This window comes from Sinorhizobium sp. (assembly GCF_059070375.1).
The window spans coordinates 2,817,501-2,832,617 of the sequence record NZ_JCACWC010000003.1 but is presented as its reverse complement, the minus strand read 5'-3'; the positions used below and the strand labels follow the sequence as shown (position 1 = coordinate 2,832,617).

At 62.3% G+C, this 15,117-nt stretch carries 11 protein-coding genes (1 of these 11 cut by a window edge); 7 read left to right on the top strand and 4 right to left on the bottom strand.

Annotation, left to right across the window (positions count from 1 at the left end; translation table 11 throughout):
• Window positions 1–6: 6 nt before the first annotated feature.
• From ubiG to AC5J09_RS25655, 3 genes are all read right to left on the bottom strand, one after another.
• The gene (gene ubiG / locus AC5J09_RS25665; RefSeq protein WP_494298843.1) at window positions 7–753 is read right to left on the bottom strand and encodes a bifunctional 2-polyprenyl-6-hydroxyphenol methylase/3-demethylubiquinol 3-O-methyltransferase UbiG; all 747 of its coding nucleotides are present in this window, start codon (window positions 751–753) and stop codon (window positions 7–9) included.
• A gap of 107 nt (window positions 754–860) precedes the next feature.
• On the bottom strand, window positions 861–1,268 hold the full coding sequence (locus AC5J09_RS25660; protein ID WP_411921858.1) for a DoxX family protein: 408 nt from the start codon (window positions 1,266–1,268) through the stop codon (window positions 861–863).
• A gap of 18 nt (window positions 1,269–1,286) precedes the next feature.
• The gene (locus tag AC5J09_RS25655; protein ID WP_494298842.1) at window positions 1,287–1,832 is read right to left on the bottom strand and encodes a dihydrofolate reductase family protein; all 546 of its coding nucleotides are present in this window, start codon (window positions 1,830–1,832) and stop codon (window positions 1,287–1,289) included.
• Between the two features lie 355 nt (window positions 1,833–2,187).
• Here AC5J09_RS25655 and AC5J09_RS25650 point away from each other — a divergent pair, with 355 nt between their 5' ends.
• From AC5J09_RS25650 to clpB, 7 genes are all read left to right on the top strand, one after another.
• Window positions 2,188–3,462, top strand: a complete 1,275-nt coding sequence (locus AC5J09_RS25650) for an aspartate kinase (RefSeq protein WP_003533520.1) — start codon at window positions 2,188–2,190, stop codon at window positions 3,460–3,462.
• Window positions 3,463–3,652: 190 nt separating this feature from the next.
• Window positions 3,653–5,920 (top strand): phosphoenolpyruvate--protein phosphotransferase, encoded by a 2,268-nt coding sequence (ptsP, locus tag AC5J09_RS25645; RefSeq protein ID WP_018096966.1) that lies wholly within the window; start codon window positions 3,653–3,655, stop codon window positions 5,918–5,920.
• A 69-nt stretch (window positions 5,921–5,989) separates the two neighbouring features.
• Window positions 5,990–7,072, top strand: coding sequence for a peptide chain release factor 1 (gene prfA, locus AC5J09_RS25640; protein ID WP_018096967.1), 1,083 nt, complete (start codon window positions 5,990–5,992; stop codon window positions 7,070–7,072).
• 6 nt (window positions 7,073–7,078) lie between these two features.
• Window positions 7,079–7,960 (top strand): peptide chain release factor N(5)-glutamine methyltransferase, encoded by an 882-nt coding sequence (prmC, locus tag AC5J09_RS25635; protein WP_494298841.1) that lies wholly within the window; start codon window positions 7,079–7,081, stop codon window positions 7,958–7,960.
• Window positions 7,961–8,293: 333 nt separating this feature from the next.
• Window positions 8,294–8,938 carry a DUF4167 domain-containing protein gene (locus AC5J09_RS25630; RefSeq protein WP_324762233.1) on the top strand — a complete coding sequence of 215 codons (645 nt, stop codon included), beginning with the start codon at window positions 8,294–8,296 and terminating at the stop codon, window positions 8,936–8,938.
• Between the two features lie 83 nt (window positions 8,939–9,021).
• Window positions 9,022–10,379 (top strand): IS3 family transposase gene (locus AC5J09_RS25625; RefSeq protein WP_494298142.1). Its coding sequence is split into 2 segments (ribosomal slippage): window positions 9,022–9,526 and window positions 9,526–10,379, totalling 1,359 coding nucleotides; the frame shifts between segments, so codons are not numbered across the junction.
• Window positions 10,380–10,633: 254 nt separating this feature from the next.
• Entirely contained in the window at window positions 10,634–13,240 is a 2,607-nt protein-coding gene (gene clpB, locus AC5J09_RS25620; RefSeq protein WP_494298840.1) for an ATP-dependent chaperone ClpB, read from the top strand.
• A gap of 78 nt (window positions 13,241–13,318) precedes the next feature.
• Here clpB and AC5J09_RS25615 read toward each other — a convergent pair whose 3' ends face one another.
• Window positions 13,319–15,117, bottom strand: the 3' portion of a protein-coding gene (locus AC5J09_RS25615; protein ID WP_018096972.1) for a M23 family metallopeptidase. The gene runs 142 nt beyond the window's last position; only the last 1,799 of its 1,941 coding nucleotides appear in the window; its start codon lies off the right edge, out of view — the gene reads right to left on this strand; its stop codon occupies window positions 13,319–13,321.

The following is a 15,117-nucleotide window of genomic DNA, read 5'->3' as shown; positions in this document are numbered from 1 at the left end:
CAGGGCTCAGATCGGCCGTTTCGCCACGATCATGTAATTGACGTCCATATCCCTCGACAGGTTCCACTGGTTGGCCAGCGGATTGAAGAAGACGCCGGTGCGGTCGGCAATCTCCATGCCGCTTGCGGCGAGAGGCTTTTCGAGCTCCTCCGGCCGCACGAGCTTTTCATATTGGTGGGTACCGCGCGGCAGCCAGCGCAACACGTTTTCGGCCGCGAAGATCGCGAGTGCTGCCGCTTTCAGCGTGCGGTTGATGGTTGCGACGAACATCAGGCCGCCCGGGCGCACCATATGCGCGCAGGTGGTCATGAAGAATTCGACGTCCGCGACATGCTCGACCACCTCCATGTTCAAAACGACGTCGAAGCTCTCGCCGGCTTCGGCAAGGGCCTCCGCCGTTACGGCGCGATAATCGACGCTGACGCCGCTGCCGGCCGCATGCGTTTTGGCGATGCCTATGTTCTTTTCCGAGGCGTCGGCCCCCACGACGTCCGCTCCCATCCGGGCCATCGGCTCGGAAAGAAGCCCGCCGCCGCAGCCGATATCGAGGACTCGCAGCCCTTCGAGCGGCTGCCGGCTCTTCGGATCGCGGCCGAAATGCTCCGAGACCTTGTCACGGATATAGGCGAGGCGCACGGGATTGAATTTGTGCAGCGGGCGGAACTTGCCGGTCGGATCCCACCATTCGGCCGCCATGGCCGAGAAGCGGTCCACCTCGCTCTGGTCGATCGTCGTGCGCGCCGTCTCGCTCATGAGAGCCTCCTTGCCTCGTTCTTCGGTGCCGCGCGTCCTCATCGGGCGCGCAAAGCTCGCTGTAGCTCATCGATCCGATGCTGAAGTCGGACGATCGGCGGGGGATGTCAAGGGCCTGAGGCTCGCACCCGGCGAGCGTCGAGACTCCAGGCGCCTGCGCCGGCGAAAACGAGATAGAGATAGATGAAGCTGAAGAGAATTGCGGCGCTGCCCATATTGTTGGCGGGCCACATGTTCATCGGCGCATGAAAGCCCCAATAGGCGACGGCCATCATGCCCGACAGGATGAAGGCCGCCGCGCGGGTGAAGAGCCCGACGAGCACCAAAGCGCCGCCGGCGAGTTCCAGGATGCCGGCCACCAGGAGGATCGGCTTCATTTCCGGCGGCGGCAACGGATGGGTCGATGCCGGAACGTTGAAGAGCAGCACCATGCCGGCATGAACGAAGAGCAGAGCGGTCACGATCCTGAGCAGGGCGAGCGCCTGCGGCGCATAGATGGAAAGACGGTTCTCCATAGCCTCCTCCTTCGCCGATCACGCCAATTCCGGCCGGTAATGCAGGATGACGACACCGGACTTCAGAGGACGGACATGAGTAAGCTCGAGCTTCGTCCGCTCGGCAACGTTTTGAAAGAGGGGTGTGCCTTTGCCGAGCAGCACCGGATTGATGCCGAGACGGTATTCATCGACGAGCCCTTGAGCGATCAGCGTCGAAGCGAAATCGGCGCTGCCGAAGATGAAGATTGCGCCGCCTTCGCGTTCTTTCAGGCGCCTGACCTCGTCGGCGGCCTCGCCGGAAACAAGGGTCGTGTTGTTCCAGTCGGCACTTCTGAGCGTCCTGGAGAAGACGTATTTCTCGACGCCGTTCATGAAGGCGGCGATATGATCCTCCGACGAGGGCCAATAGGCGGCCATGAGTTCGTAGGTGGTGCGGCCGAAGAGCAGCGTGCCGGCCTCGAACTGCGTCTCGCGGATATAGGCGTCGAGTTCGTCTTCGAAAACGAACCAGCCGATGTCATGCCCCGGCGCCTCGAAAAACCCGTCGACACTGACCATGTCCCACATGATGACTTTGCGCATTGTCCTTCCTCCCATTGGGCGGCCACCGCCCTGCGTCTGAAGTGAGATTGACAGAACCAGTATCGAAATGCAAGTGGTTTTGAATCGACATCGGTTCCGCCTGGCCGAGAGTCATGCTCTTGGCCACCGCTTTGACGGCCATTGCACGCAGCCCGCTGATCCGCTAAGAGACGCCGCGACTTTCCGCTCCCCGAGGCGGTGACTGGCCGATGTCCGAGAAGTCTCCTTCAAGCTTTTTGATCGTCAGGCGCCGGCGGGGGCGTTTTCCTGTCGCGTCTACGGCGACGCGCGTCTTCTTGGACGCTCCAAGGTCGCCGCATCGGGCGCGCAAACATGGTGGTACGGTAGAGGCGAAATGGCACGCATCGTGATGAAATTCGGCGGGACCTCCGTCGCAGATTTGAACCGCATCCACAATGTCGCCCGCCATGTGAAACGCGAGGTCGATGCCGGCCACGAGGTTGCCGTCGTCGTTTCCGCCATGTCCGGCAAGACCAACGAGCTGGTCGGCTGGGTCGAAAACATGCCGAAGGTCGCGGGCTCGAACGCCCCGTTCTACGATGCGCGCGAATATGACGCGGTCGTCGCCTCAGGCGAACAGGTGACCTCCGGCCTGCTTGCGATCGCGCTGCAGTCGATGGGCATCAACGCCCGCTCGTGGCAGGGCTGGCAGTTGCCGATCAAGACCGACAACGCCCATGGTGCGGCCCGCATTCTCGAAATCGACGGCGCCGACGTCATCCGACGCATGGGCGAGGGTCAGGTGGCGGTCGTCGCCGGCTTCCAGGGCCTCGGCCCGGACAACCGCCTGGCGACGCTCGGCCGCGGCGGCTCGGACACCTCCGCCGTCGCGATCGCAGCCGCCGTCAAGGCCGATCGCTGCGACATCTACACCGACGTCGACGGCGTCTACACGACGGACCCGCGCATCGAGCCGAAGGCCCGGCGTTTGAAGAAGATCGCTTTCGAGGAAATGCTGGAAATGGCGTCTCTCGGCGCCAAGGTGCTGCAGGTACGCTCGGTCGAGCTCGCCATGGTGCACAAGGTACGCACATTCGTGCGTTCTTCTTTCGAAGACCCCGATGCGCCGGGCATGGGTGATCTCATGAACCCGCCCGGAACGCTGATTTGTGATGAGGATGAGATCGTGGAACAGGAAGTCGTAACCGGCATCGCCTATGCCAAGGATGAAGCACAGATCTCGCTGCGCCGCCTGGCCGACCGGCCGGGCGTTTCCGCCGCGATCTTCGGGCCGCTTGCGGAAGCCCATATCAATGTCGACATGATTGTCCAGAACATTTCGGAAGACGGCTCGAAGACCGACATGACCTTCACCGTGCCGTCCGGCGACGTCGACAAGGCCCTCAGGGTTCTGGGGGATAACAAGGAAAAGATCGGCTATGACGTCATTCAGTCGGAGTCGGGCCTCGTCAAGGTCTCGGTGATCGGCATCGGCATGCGCAGCCATGCGGGCGTCGCCGCTTCCGCGTTTCGGGCACTTGCCGACAAGGGGATCAACATCAAGGCGATCACCACCTCCGAAATCAAGATCTCCATCCTGATCGACGGACCTTACGCCGAATTGGCCGTTCGCACTTTGCATTCCGTCTACGGTCTGGATAAGAGTTAAACGGCAGGCATTTGATTTGGGATTCGCGACCCGGCGCCGCGCGTCTGAAAAGACACGGAAGACGTCGCTGTAGTGATTGGAACTGCTGCATGATCTTGTCCCCGGATCGATTTCGCTTCGAGGATGCATGCAGAGGCCGCGGCGTCCCGCATGGGCCCGGCGTTTATTCTTATTCAGGAGACCCCACGCGATGAGAGACCTTTCCGCAGGTCCGCGCGTTCTCCTCAAGCGGTTGCGCGAGCTCATGGCGGAACCGCTCGAGCCGCAGGAGCGCCTTGACCGGATCGTGCGCCAGATAGCGCAGAACATGGTTGCGGAAGTGTGCTCGGTTTACGTGCTGCGCTCCGATGGCGTGCTCGAACTTTACGCGACCGAAGGTCTGAACAAGACGGCGGTGCACCTGGCGCAACTGAAGATGGGACAGGGTCTCGTCGGCACGATCGCGGCTTCGGCGCGGCCGCTCAATCTCTCCGATGCCCAGTCGCACCCGGCCTTCACCTACCTGCCCGAGACGGGCGAAGAGATTTATCACTCTTTCCTCGGCGTTCCGATCCTGCGCACCGGCCGCGCGCTCGGCGTCCTCGTCGTGCAGAACAAGGCGCAGCGCAACTATCGCGAGGACGAGGTCGAGGCGCTGGAAACGACCGCCATGGTGCTCGCCGAGATGGTTGCGACTGGCGAGCTCAAGAAGATCACCAAGCCCGGGCTCGAGCTCGATCTGTCCCGCCCGGTGACGATCGAGGGCAACAGCTACGGCGAAGGCATAGGGCTCGGATATGTCGTCCTGCATGAGCCTCGCATCGTCGTCACGAATCTGCTTAACGAGGACACGGAGCAGGAACTGCAGCGGCTTGCGGAAGCGCTCGGGTCGCTGCGCATCTCCATCGACGACATGCTGTCGCGCCGCGACGTCTCGATGGAGGGCGAGCACCGCGCGGTTCTCGAGACCTACCGCATGTTCGCCCACGACCGCGGCTGGGTGAGAAAGCTCGAGGAGGCGATCCGCAACGGCCTGACGGCGGAAGCGGCGGTGGAGCGGGTGCAGAGCGAGACCAAGGCGCGGATGATCCGGCTGACCGATCCGTATCTGCGCGAGCGGATGCACGATTTCGACGATCTTGCGAACCGGCTGTTGCGCCAGCTTTCGGGTTATGGCGCCAAGCTTTCGGCTGCCGATTTCCCGAATGACGCGATCGTCGTCGCGCGCGCCATGGGCGCTGCGGAGTTGCTCGACTATCCGCGCGAGAACGTGCGCGGCCTCGTGCTGGAGGAGGGGGCGGTCACCAGCCATGTGGTCATCGTCGCCCGCGCCATGGGCATTCCGGTGGTCGGCCAGGCGGCAGGGGCAGTGGCGCTCGCCGAAAACCGCGATGCGATCATCGTCGACGGTGACGATGCGAAGGTGCATCTGCGGCCGATGGCCGATCTGCAGCGCGCTTACGAGGAGAAAGTGCGCTTCCGTGCGCGCAGGCAGGCGCAGTTCCGCGCTCTCCGGGATGTCGAGCCTCTGACGAAGGACGGCAAGCGCATTACGTTGCAGATGAATGCCGGGCTGCTGGTCGACTTGCCCCATCTGAACGAGGCTGGTGCCGAAGGTATCGGTCTCTTCCGGACCGAACTGCAATTCATGATCGCTTCGACCATGCCCAAGGCCGAGGAGCAGGAAGCTTTCTACCGCAATGTCATGAAGCAGACGGCGGGGAAGCCGGTCACCTTCCGGACGCTCGATATCGGCGGCGACAAGGTCGTTCCCTATTTCCGTGCCGCGGAAGAGGAGAACCCGGCGCTCGGCTGGCGCGCCATCAGGCTGTCGCTCGATCGGCCGGGTCTCCTGCGTACCCAGTTCCGGGCAATGCTGAGAGCGACGGTCGGCGCCGAGCTCAAGATGATGCTGCCGATGGTAACGGAAGTCGCGGAGCTGAAGAGCGCGCGAGAACTCCTGCAGAAGGAGATCGAGCGCCAATCGAAGCTCGGCGAACAACTGCCGCGCAAGCTGCAGTTCGGGGCGATGCTGGAAGTGCCGGCGCTGCTTTGGCAGCTCGACGAACTGATGGCCGAAGTCGATTTCGTTTCGGTCGGCTCTAACGATCTCTTCCAGTTCGCCATGGCGGTCGACCGTGGTAATGCCCGTGTTTCCGAACGTTTCGACATTCTCGGCCGGCCGTTCCTGCGGATTCTCCGGGAGATCGTGCGGGCCGGCGAGCGCAACAACACGCCCGTGACGCTTTGCGGCGAGATGGCAAGCAAACCGCTTTCGGCCATGGCGCTGCTCGGGCTCGGCTTCCGGTCGGTTTCGATGTCGCCGACGGCTGTCGGGCCGGTCAAGGCAATGCTCCTGGCGCTGGATGCCGGCAGGCTCAACGAACTCCTTGAGGCGGCGCTCGACGACGTCAAGTCCGACACGTCGATCCGCCAGCTCCTGGTCGATTTCGCTGCGGCGAACGGCATACCGGTTTAGATTGAACAAGAGGGCTCTCGTCTCCGTCCGGACGCGGTCCGGGCGAGGCGAGTGCATTTGGAGTGAGATTTGGCAAAGCTTCCCGTTGAAAAGATGCGCGAACTGGAGCGGCGGTTCGGCGAAATCGAGGCGCGCATGTCCGCCGGCCCGTCGGCCGACGTTTACGTGAAGCTGGCCTCGGAATATTCCGAGCTGCAGCCGGTCGTGTCGAAGATTCGCGCCTATGAAAAGGCGACCGCCGAGCTTGCCGATATCGCAGCGATGCTTGCCGACCGGGCGACCGACAAGGAGATGCGCGACCTCGCGGAGATGGAAAAGCCCGAAGTCGAAGAGAAGATCGAAGCGCTCGAGCAGGAAATCCAGATCCTGCTCCTGCCGAAGGATGCGGCCGACGAAAAGAGCGCGATCCTCGAAATCCGGGCCGGTACGGGTGGCTCGGAAGCCGCCCTCTTCGCCGGCGATCTCTTCCGCATGTACGAGCGATACGCGGCGGGCAAGGGCTGGCGAGTCGAAGTGCTGTCCGCGAGCGAGGGCGAGGCCGGCGGCTACAAGGAAATCATCGCAACGGTATCGGGACGCGGTGTCTTCTCGCGGTTGAAATTCGAGTCCGGCGTCCACCGGGTGCAGCGCGTCCCGGAGACGGAAGCCAGCGGCCGGATCCATACGTCGGCCGCGACGGTCGCGGTGTTGCCGGAGGCCGAAGAGATCGACATCGAGGTCCGCCCGGAGGATATCCGCGTCGATACGATGCGTTCCTCGGGAGCAGGCGGACAGCACGTCAACACGACCGATTCGGCCGTGCGCATAACCCATATTCCGACCGGCATCGTCGTCACCAGTTCGGAAAAGTCGCAGCATCAGAACCGTGCCAAGGCGATGCAGGTGCTGCGCTCCCGGCTCTATGACATGGAACGGCAGCGCGCCGACAGCGAGCGTTCGGCCGACCGCAGGAGCCAGGTAGGTTCCGGCGATCGTTCCGAGCGCATACGCACCTACAATTTCCCGCAGGGACGCCTGACCGACCACCGCATCAATCTCACGCTCTACAAGCTCGACCGAATGATGGAAGGTGAGATCGACGACGTGGTGGATGCGCTGCTCGCCGACCATCAGGCAAGCCAGCTCGCGCTGCTCGGCGAAAGACAGAACTGAGTTTCAATGGTCCAAACCCTCGACAGCCTCCTAGCCGAGAGCCGCGACAGGCTGAAGGCCGCCGGCCTCGAATCGGCGGGGCTCGATGCACGCCACCTGATCTCCGGCCTGCTCGACCTTGCGCTAGCCGCGCTCCTGACGCGCGGAAGGGAACCCGTCAGTGACGAGGATGCGGCTCGCATTCGTGCCGCAGTCGAGCGCCGCGCGGCGCATGAGCCGGTCTACCGGATTCTCGGCGAGCGGGAATTCTTCGGCATGAAGCTCAAGCTCTCGAAAGAGACGCTGGAGCCGCGTCCTGACACCGAGACCCTGGTCGACTGCCTGGTTCCCCATGCGCGGCGAATCGCTTCAAGCAAGGGGAGTTGTCGCATCGTCGACCTTGGAACGGGCACGGGTGCGATTTGTCTCGCTCTTCTCGCAGCGGTACTTGACGCGCACGGTCTCGGTACCGATATATCGGAAGACGCTCTGGCGACAGCACTTGAAAATGCGCGCGGGAATGGCTTGGCGGCACGCTTCGGAGCCGTTCGGAGCAATTGGTTCGAGGCGGTGGATGGGCGGTTCGATATCATCGTCTCAAATCCGCCTTATATCCGGTCCAATGTAATACCGGAGCTTGAACCGGAAGTGCGATACCACGATCCGGTCGCCGCACTTGATGGCGGAGAGGATGGGCTTGATGCCTATCGTGCCATTGCTTCTCACGCTGGTCGCCATCTCGAAACAGACGGCGTAATAGGCTTGGAAATCGGTTTCGATCAAAAACGAGCGGTAACGGCGCTATTCGAAGCGCAGGGCTTTCGTTTGCTCTCTGCCGCGAAGGACCTCGGCGGCAACGATCGGGTCCTGATGTTCCAGCAGGATATTGAGCGCAGCAATAACCGTTGAAAAAATGCTGCACTCGCACTTCTCTTTTCCGGAAGAGCAAAGAAAGGGCTTGGAATCCCGAAGGAAGCGGGCTAGTTTCACCCCGCGCACTGGGCAGAAGGTCATGGACCAAGGATTCGTTCCAGTATGACCTGGCCACGGGGATTGCTCTCAAGAAAGAGTTGCTAGGGTTCGACAGTGCCTTGTGCGGGTACCTGTTAATTTAACGTTGACCGGCGCCGAGATCGCGAAGAGGCGATCTGTCATGGCGCATGTTTTCTCAGGTGCGGACTTTCCGCACCGAGAGCGGAACCACATGATCATCATTATCAAGAAAATTCAGGTGAATGGACTATGAGGCCAGGACAGCAAAACAAGCGCGGCCGTGGGCGGAATAACAACAACAGCGGAAACAACAACAACAACAATCGCAAGGGATCCAATCCCTTGACGCGGACCTACGACAGCTCCGGCCCGGATGTGAAGATTCGTGGTACCGCACAGCACATCGCCGAAAAATATGCGGCCCTTGCTCGCGACGCGCAGAGCTCCGGCGACCGCGTGATCGCTGAGAACTATCTGCAGCATGCCGAGCATTACAACCGCATCATCGCGGCTGCGCAGGCTCAGATGCAGGACCGGTTCCAGCGCGACGAACGCCAGGACTATCAGGAACGTGACTCTTCCGATCGCGATCAGGACGATCTGGATCAGGGCTATGCAGAGGAAATGCCGGCCGCTCCGGCGGCCGCAGCGGCTCCGGCCAACGAGCCTCAGCCGGTCATCGACGGTTCGGGTCCTCAGCCGGTGATCGAGGGCATGCCCGCCGAAGTCGCCATGGAAGAGGAAGCGCAGGGATCGGCCGGTCGCTCGGCCTCCCGTCGCCGCAGCACGAGCCGGCCTCGCCGGCAGCCGCGCCGCGGCGCGCAGGAAGAGGCAGGGGGCGATGCGCAACCCGAAACCGACGGCAGCACCCCGGCGCTCGCCGCCTCGGAATAACCCTTCCGCAGCGATTCTCTTAAAGGCCCAGCCCGAATTGAACTGACCCCCGAAAGTTGGACATCCACTTTCGGGGGTTTTGCATGTCCAAGTACAGCGAGTGTCTGAAGCGAGCGATTGTCGAGCGATGCCTGAACGGCGAGGAGAGTTATAGCAGCGCTGGCCGGCCTTATGGCATTGATCATTCGACGGTCCGCAAATGGGTGGCGAGCTACGAGGCACATGGAGCTGCGGGGCTTGCCAAGAAGTTCGGCCGCTATGATGCAGCGTTCAAGCTATCGGTTCTCGAACGGATGTGGGAGGATGGGCTTTCCTACCGCCAGACGGCGGCGTTGTTCAACATCCGCAATGCGGGTTGCCTTCCGGATTGGGAGCGGCGCTACGAGACTGGCGGGCTTGATGCCCTGGCCCCGCGCCGCAGAGGAAGGCCCCGATCGATGCCCGAGCCGCCGGTGCGCAAGCAGCCGCAAGCGCCGCAGAACGATGAGACGAAGAGCCGCGAAGAGTTGCTGGCGGAACTGAACCATCTGCGCATGGAGAACGCCTATCTAAAAAAACTGGAGGCCTTAACGCGGGACCAGGCGGCGCCGAGAAAGCGCAAGTCGTCCAGGCGTTAAGGCCGTTTTATCCGCTTGCCGCGCTGCTGAAGCTGGCGGGGCTCTCGCGCAGTACGTTCTATTATCGACTGAAGCTGGCGTCGCTTGCCGACAGGCATGCCGTGCTCAGGGAGCGGATCAAGGCGATCTTCGCCCTGCACAAGGGCCGCTACGGCTACCGTCGGGTGACGGCGGCGATCCGCCAGCCCGGGCAGAAGATCAATCACAAGACGGTCCAGCGCCTGATGGTCGAGATGGGATTGAAATCGCTGGTGCGGCCGAAGAAGTACCGCTCCTACAGGGGCGACGCCGGGCGGGTGGCGCCCGACCTCCTCAAACGCCAGTTCCAGGCCGAGGGGCCGAATCAGAAATGGGTGACGGACATCACCGAGTTCAATGTGGCCGGCGAGAAGCTCTATCTCTCACCGGTCATGGACCTGTTCAACGGTGAGATCATCGCTTATGAAACCGCCAGACGTCCGGTCTTCAAGCTGGTCGAGGGCATGCTCAACAAGGCAATGGAGAGGCTCAAGGGCAAAGACAGACCGATCCTGCATTCCGATCAGGGATGGCACTATCAGATGCCGGCCTATCGGCGCCGGCTGCAGGCGCGCGGCATCGCCCAGAGCATGTCGCGCAAAGGCAACTGTCTCGACAACGCCGCCATGGAGAGCTTCTTTGCCGTGCTCAAATCCGAGTTCTTCCACCCCAACCGGTTCAACAGCATCCAGAGCCTGAAGGACGGCATCGCCGACTACATCACCTATTACAATCATCAGCGCATCAAGCTGAAACTGAAAGGACTGAGCCCTGTGCAATACAGAACCCAGTCCCTCGTAACGTAGCCCAGCAACCGTCCAACCTTTTGGGGTCAGTTCATAACGGCTGGGCTTTTTGCTTTCGCAGGATCTCGACGCGTGCCGCATCCACTGCGAGCACATTCGCACGCGATTGTCTCTGCTGCCTCCATTTGCCGCCCTTTAATTCCGAAGAACGCTGCACCATATTTCGCTTCGAAGGCTTGCCGAATGCGGGAGCCTGATCCTGAAACGCCGGCCAGTGCCACGATGATGGGCTCGCCGGGCTATGGAGGTAGAGAATGGATATCGAAAAATATTCGGAACGCGTCCGCGGTTTCCTGCAGTCGGCGCAGACCTATGCACTGGCGGAAGGGCACCAGCAATTCACGCCGGAGCACGTCCTCAAAGTATTGCTCGACGACGATCAGGGCATGACGGCTTCGCTTATCGAGCGCGCCGGCGGCAATGCGCGCGAAGCCAAGGTTGGTACGGCCGCAGCTTTGGCGAAGCTTCCGAAGGTGACCGGCGGCAACGGCTCCGTCTATCTGTCGCAGCCGCTCGCCAAGGTGTTCACCGCAGCGGAAGAGGCCGCCAAGAAGGCCGGCGACAGCTTCGTAACCGTCGAACGCCTGCTTCTGGCACTGGCGATCGAAAGCTCGGCCGCGACGGCGTCGATCCTCTCCAAGGCCGGCGTCACGCCGACGAAGCTCAACCAGGTCATCAACGAAATCCGCAAGGGCCGCACCGCCGACAGCGCCAATGCCGAACAGGGTTTCGATTCGCTCAAGAAGTACGCGCGAGATCTGACCGCCGAGGCGAGGGAAGGCAAGCTCGATCCGGTGATCGGCCGGGACGACGAGATCCGCCGAACGATCCAGGTGCTCTCGCGCCGGACGAAGAACAATCCCGTGCTGATCGGCGAGCCGGGCGTCGGCAAGACCGCGATCGCGGAAGGCCTGGCGCTGAGAATCGTCAACGGCGATGTGCCTGAAAGCCTGAAGGACAAGCGCCTGATGGCGCTCGACATGGGCGCGTTGATCGCCGGTGCGAAGTTCCGCGGTGAATTCGAAGAGCGGCTCAAGGCCGTGCTGAACGAAGTGCGCTCGGAAGGTGGCGAGATCATCCTCTTCATCGATGAAATGCACACGCTGGTCGGTGCAGGCAAGGCGGACGGGGCTATGGATGCCTCAAACCTCCTGAAGCCCGCGCTCGCCCGCGGCGAGCTGCACTGCGTCGGCGCGACGACGCTCGACGAATACCGCAAGCATGTCGAGAAGGACGCGGCCCTTGCCCGCCGGTTCCAGCCGGTCATGGTCGAGGAGCCGACGGTCGAGGATACGATCTCGATCCTGCGCGGCCTGAAGGAAAAATACGAGCAGCATCACAAGGTGCGGATCTCCGATTCCGCGCTGGTTGCGGCCGCGGCCCTTTCCAACCGCTACATCACCGATCGTTTCCTTCCCGACAAGGCGATCGACCTCATGGACGAGGCAGCCTCGCGTCTCAGGATGCAGGTCGATTCGAAGCCTGAGGAACTCGACGAACTCGACAGACGCGTCATTCAGCTGAAGATCGAACGGGAAGCCTTGAAAAAGGAGACCGACGTTTCTTCCAAGGATCGCCTTGCCAAGCTCGAACTCGATCTGTCTTCGCTCGAAGAGGAGGCAGCCGCATTGACGGCGCGCTGGCAGGCCGAGAAGCAGAAGCTCGGGCAGGCAGCCGATCTCAAGAAGCAGCTCGACGAAGCGCGCAACGAGCTGCAGATCGCGCAGCGCAACGGCGAGTTCCAGCGGGCAGGGGAGCTTGCCTACGGCGTGATCCCGAATCTCGAAAAGGAACTGACGGAAGCGGAAAGCCAGGATGGCGCCAGCGCCAACCCGATGGTCCAGGAAGTCGTGACCCCCGACAACATCGCCCACATCGTATCTCGATGGACCGGCATTCCGGTCGACAAGATGCTGGAAGGCGAGCGCGACAAGCTGCTCAGGATGGAAGACGAGCTGGCGAAATGGGTCGTCGGTCAGGGTGATGCCGTGCAGGCCGTCTCGCGGGCGGTTCGCCGTTCGCGCGCAGGGCTTCAGGATCCGAACCGGCCGATCGGCTCCTTCATCTTCCTGGGTCCGACCGGGGTCGGCAAGACGGAGCTCACCAAGGCGCTTGCCCGCTTCCTCTTCGACGACGAGACCGCGCTGATGCGGATCGACATGTCCGAGTATATGGAGAAGCATTCGGTCGCCCGCCTGATCGGCGCGCCTCCCGGCTATGTCGGTTATGAGGAGGGTGGGGCGCTGACGGAATCCGTCCGCCGCCGGCCCTATCAGGTCGTGCTGTTCGACGAGATCGAGAAAGCGCATCCGGATGTCTTCAACGTTCTGCTGCAGGTGCTTGACGATGGGCGTCTGACCGACGGTCAGGGGCGCACGGTCGACTTCAAGAACACGATGATCATCATGACCTCGAACCTCGGTGCGGAATACCTGACCGCACTCGGCGAAAACGAGGACAGCGATGCGGTTCGCGATCAGGTCATGGAAGTGGTGAGAGCCGCTTTCCGTCCGGAATTCCTGAACCGCGTCGACGAGATCATCCTGTTCCACCGGCTGCGCCGTTCGGAAATGGGCGCGATCGTCGACATTCAGCTCGAAAGGCTGCGCAAGCTCCTCGCGGATCGCAAGATCACGCTCGAGCTCGAGGACGATGCACGCGTTTTCCTGGCGGACAGGGGCTACGATCCGGCCTACGGCGCTCGCCCCCTGAAGCGGGCGATCCAGAAATACGTGCAGGATCCGCTGGCCGAAAAAGTGCTGCAGGGCGAGTTCCCGGATGGCTCGGTTATCAAGGTCGTTGCCGGTTCAGACCGTCTGAACTTCAAACGCGGGGCGGGGGCGAACCAGGAAGCCGCGTAAGCCTCGCATTCCGACAGCCCAAAAGGCCGTCCTCCGGGCGGCCTTTGTTGCGAGTTCGCGATACCGTCGATGGGTCGGCTACTTGCTTGCGACCTCTTTCGCATCGTCGCCGAGAAGCTCGTCGATGCGTTCGCGTTCCTTCTCGAACTTCGCCAGCGCCTCGCCCCCGAGCGATTTTCCTCCCGGCAGCCGGATACGCAATGGATCCACCTTGTTGCCGTTGACGATCAGTTCGTAGTGGAGGTGCGGGCCGGTGGAGAGGCCGGTCGTACCGACCCAGCCGATCACCTGACCCTGGACGACCTTCGTTCCCGGCTTGACGCTTTTGGCGATCGCGCTCTGGTGATTGTAGGACGACACATAGCCGTTGGCGTGGCGGATCAGCGTCTGGTTGCCGTAGCCGCCGGAGTCCCAGCCGGCCTTCTGCACGACGCCGTTTCCGGCCGCGATGATCGGAGTGCCGCGCGGAGCGGACCAGTCGACGCCGGTGTGCATGCGCGAGAAGCCGAGGATCGGGTGGCGGCGCATGCCGAAGCCGGAGCGGAAATGGCCGTTCGGAACGGGATTGCGCAGCAGGAACTGGCGGATGCTCTTGCCGTCCTTGTCGAAATAATCGATCGAGTTGTCGTCCGGATCCTGGAAGCGGTAGAACCGCGTCTCGGCGTCGCCGAATTTGGCGTTGACGTAGAGCAGTTCCGAATCTTCCGTTGCCCTGCCGCTTTCATCGGCGACCGAGAAGAAGGCTTCGAGCGAATCCGTCGGCTTCAGCTGAGCCTGGAAGTCGACATTGCTCGCCAAAAGCTTGACGACCAGCGCGATCATGTCGGCGTTCATGCCGTAGGAAAGGGCCGCACGGTAGATGCCGTCGTAGACCCTCGGCAGGTCGTGACCGCTGGAAATCACCGGCCTGCCGGTGTCGTCGAAGGCAGCCGCTACCGCTTCGAGCTTCGCCGGCTCGGCGCCGGGAATGAAACGGCCGCGGTCGTCCACTGCCATGGTCAGCACGTGCCGGCTATGGGAATAGATCGTGGCACGGACGATCTTTGCTTCTTCGCCCTTCTGAATAATGCCGATGCGCAGCACGTCGCCGGGGCCGAGTTCCTTGGCGCCGAGCGCCTTTTCGAGATAGCCGGCCGCGTCTTCGGCCTGGGCCTTGGCATAGCCCGCATTGATCATCGCCGTCGCAATGGGTATGGCGCGGCGCACCGGTATGATGTCGTCGGCGTATTCGACGCTTTGCTTCGTGATGTTCTCATAGGAGGAAACGCTCATGTTCTCCTCGACGACGCGCGCGGCGAGGCCCTGCATCAGGTCGAGGTTGTCGGCGTCGGAAGCGAAGCGTTGCGGGTCGACATAGAAGAGCGAGGCGACCTGGGTATTGCCTTCGGTCAGCACCGAGCCGTTGGTGCGGACGTTTTCCTCGACCTCGTCGAGCGACATCGAGGGCCCGAGTGCGAAGCCGCCGCCATTCAGCGGAAAATCCACGGTCTTCAATGCCACCTCGGACTCGACGTCGGAGCCGTAGATCGTTCCGGTCTTCACCGGCGGCGCTTCGGCGTCCGCCTCATCCGTGGAGAAGATCGCCAGCGGGTCGAAGTCGGGATAGGATTCGGAAGTCTGGTGGTTGGCTGCAAGCGCCATCTTGACATGCACGAAGGGCTGGCGGCGCACCACCTCCTTCTCCCCGTCATGGATCATGGTCGAGACTTCCATCACGGTCTTGTCGGCTGGCTTGGCAACGATGTTGGGAGAAAGAACGCGATCTCCCCGTTTGGCGGCGCCGACCGGCGCCGACGGATCGAGCGCGGCAAAGGCTTCCGCCGGAATCGCCAGTTGCTGCCGCCCGTCGAGGGCCGCAAAGAGCGCCACGCCCATAA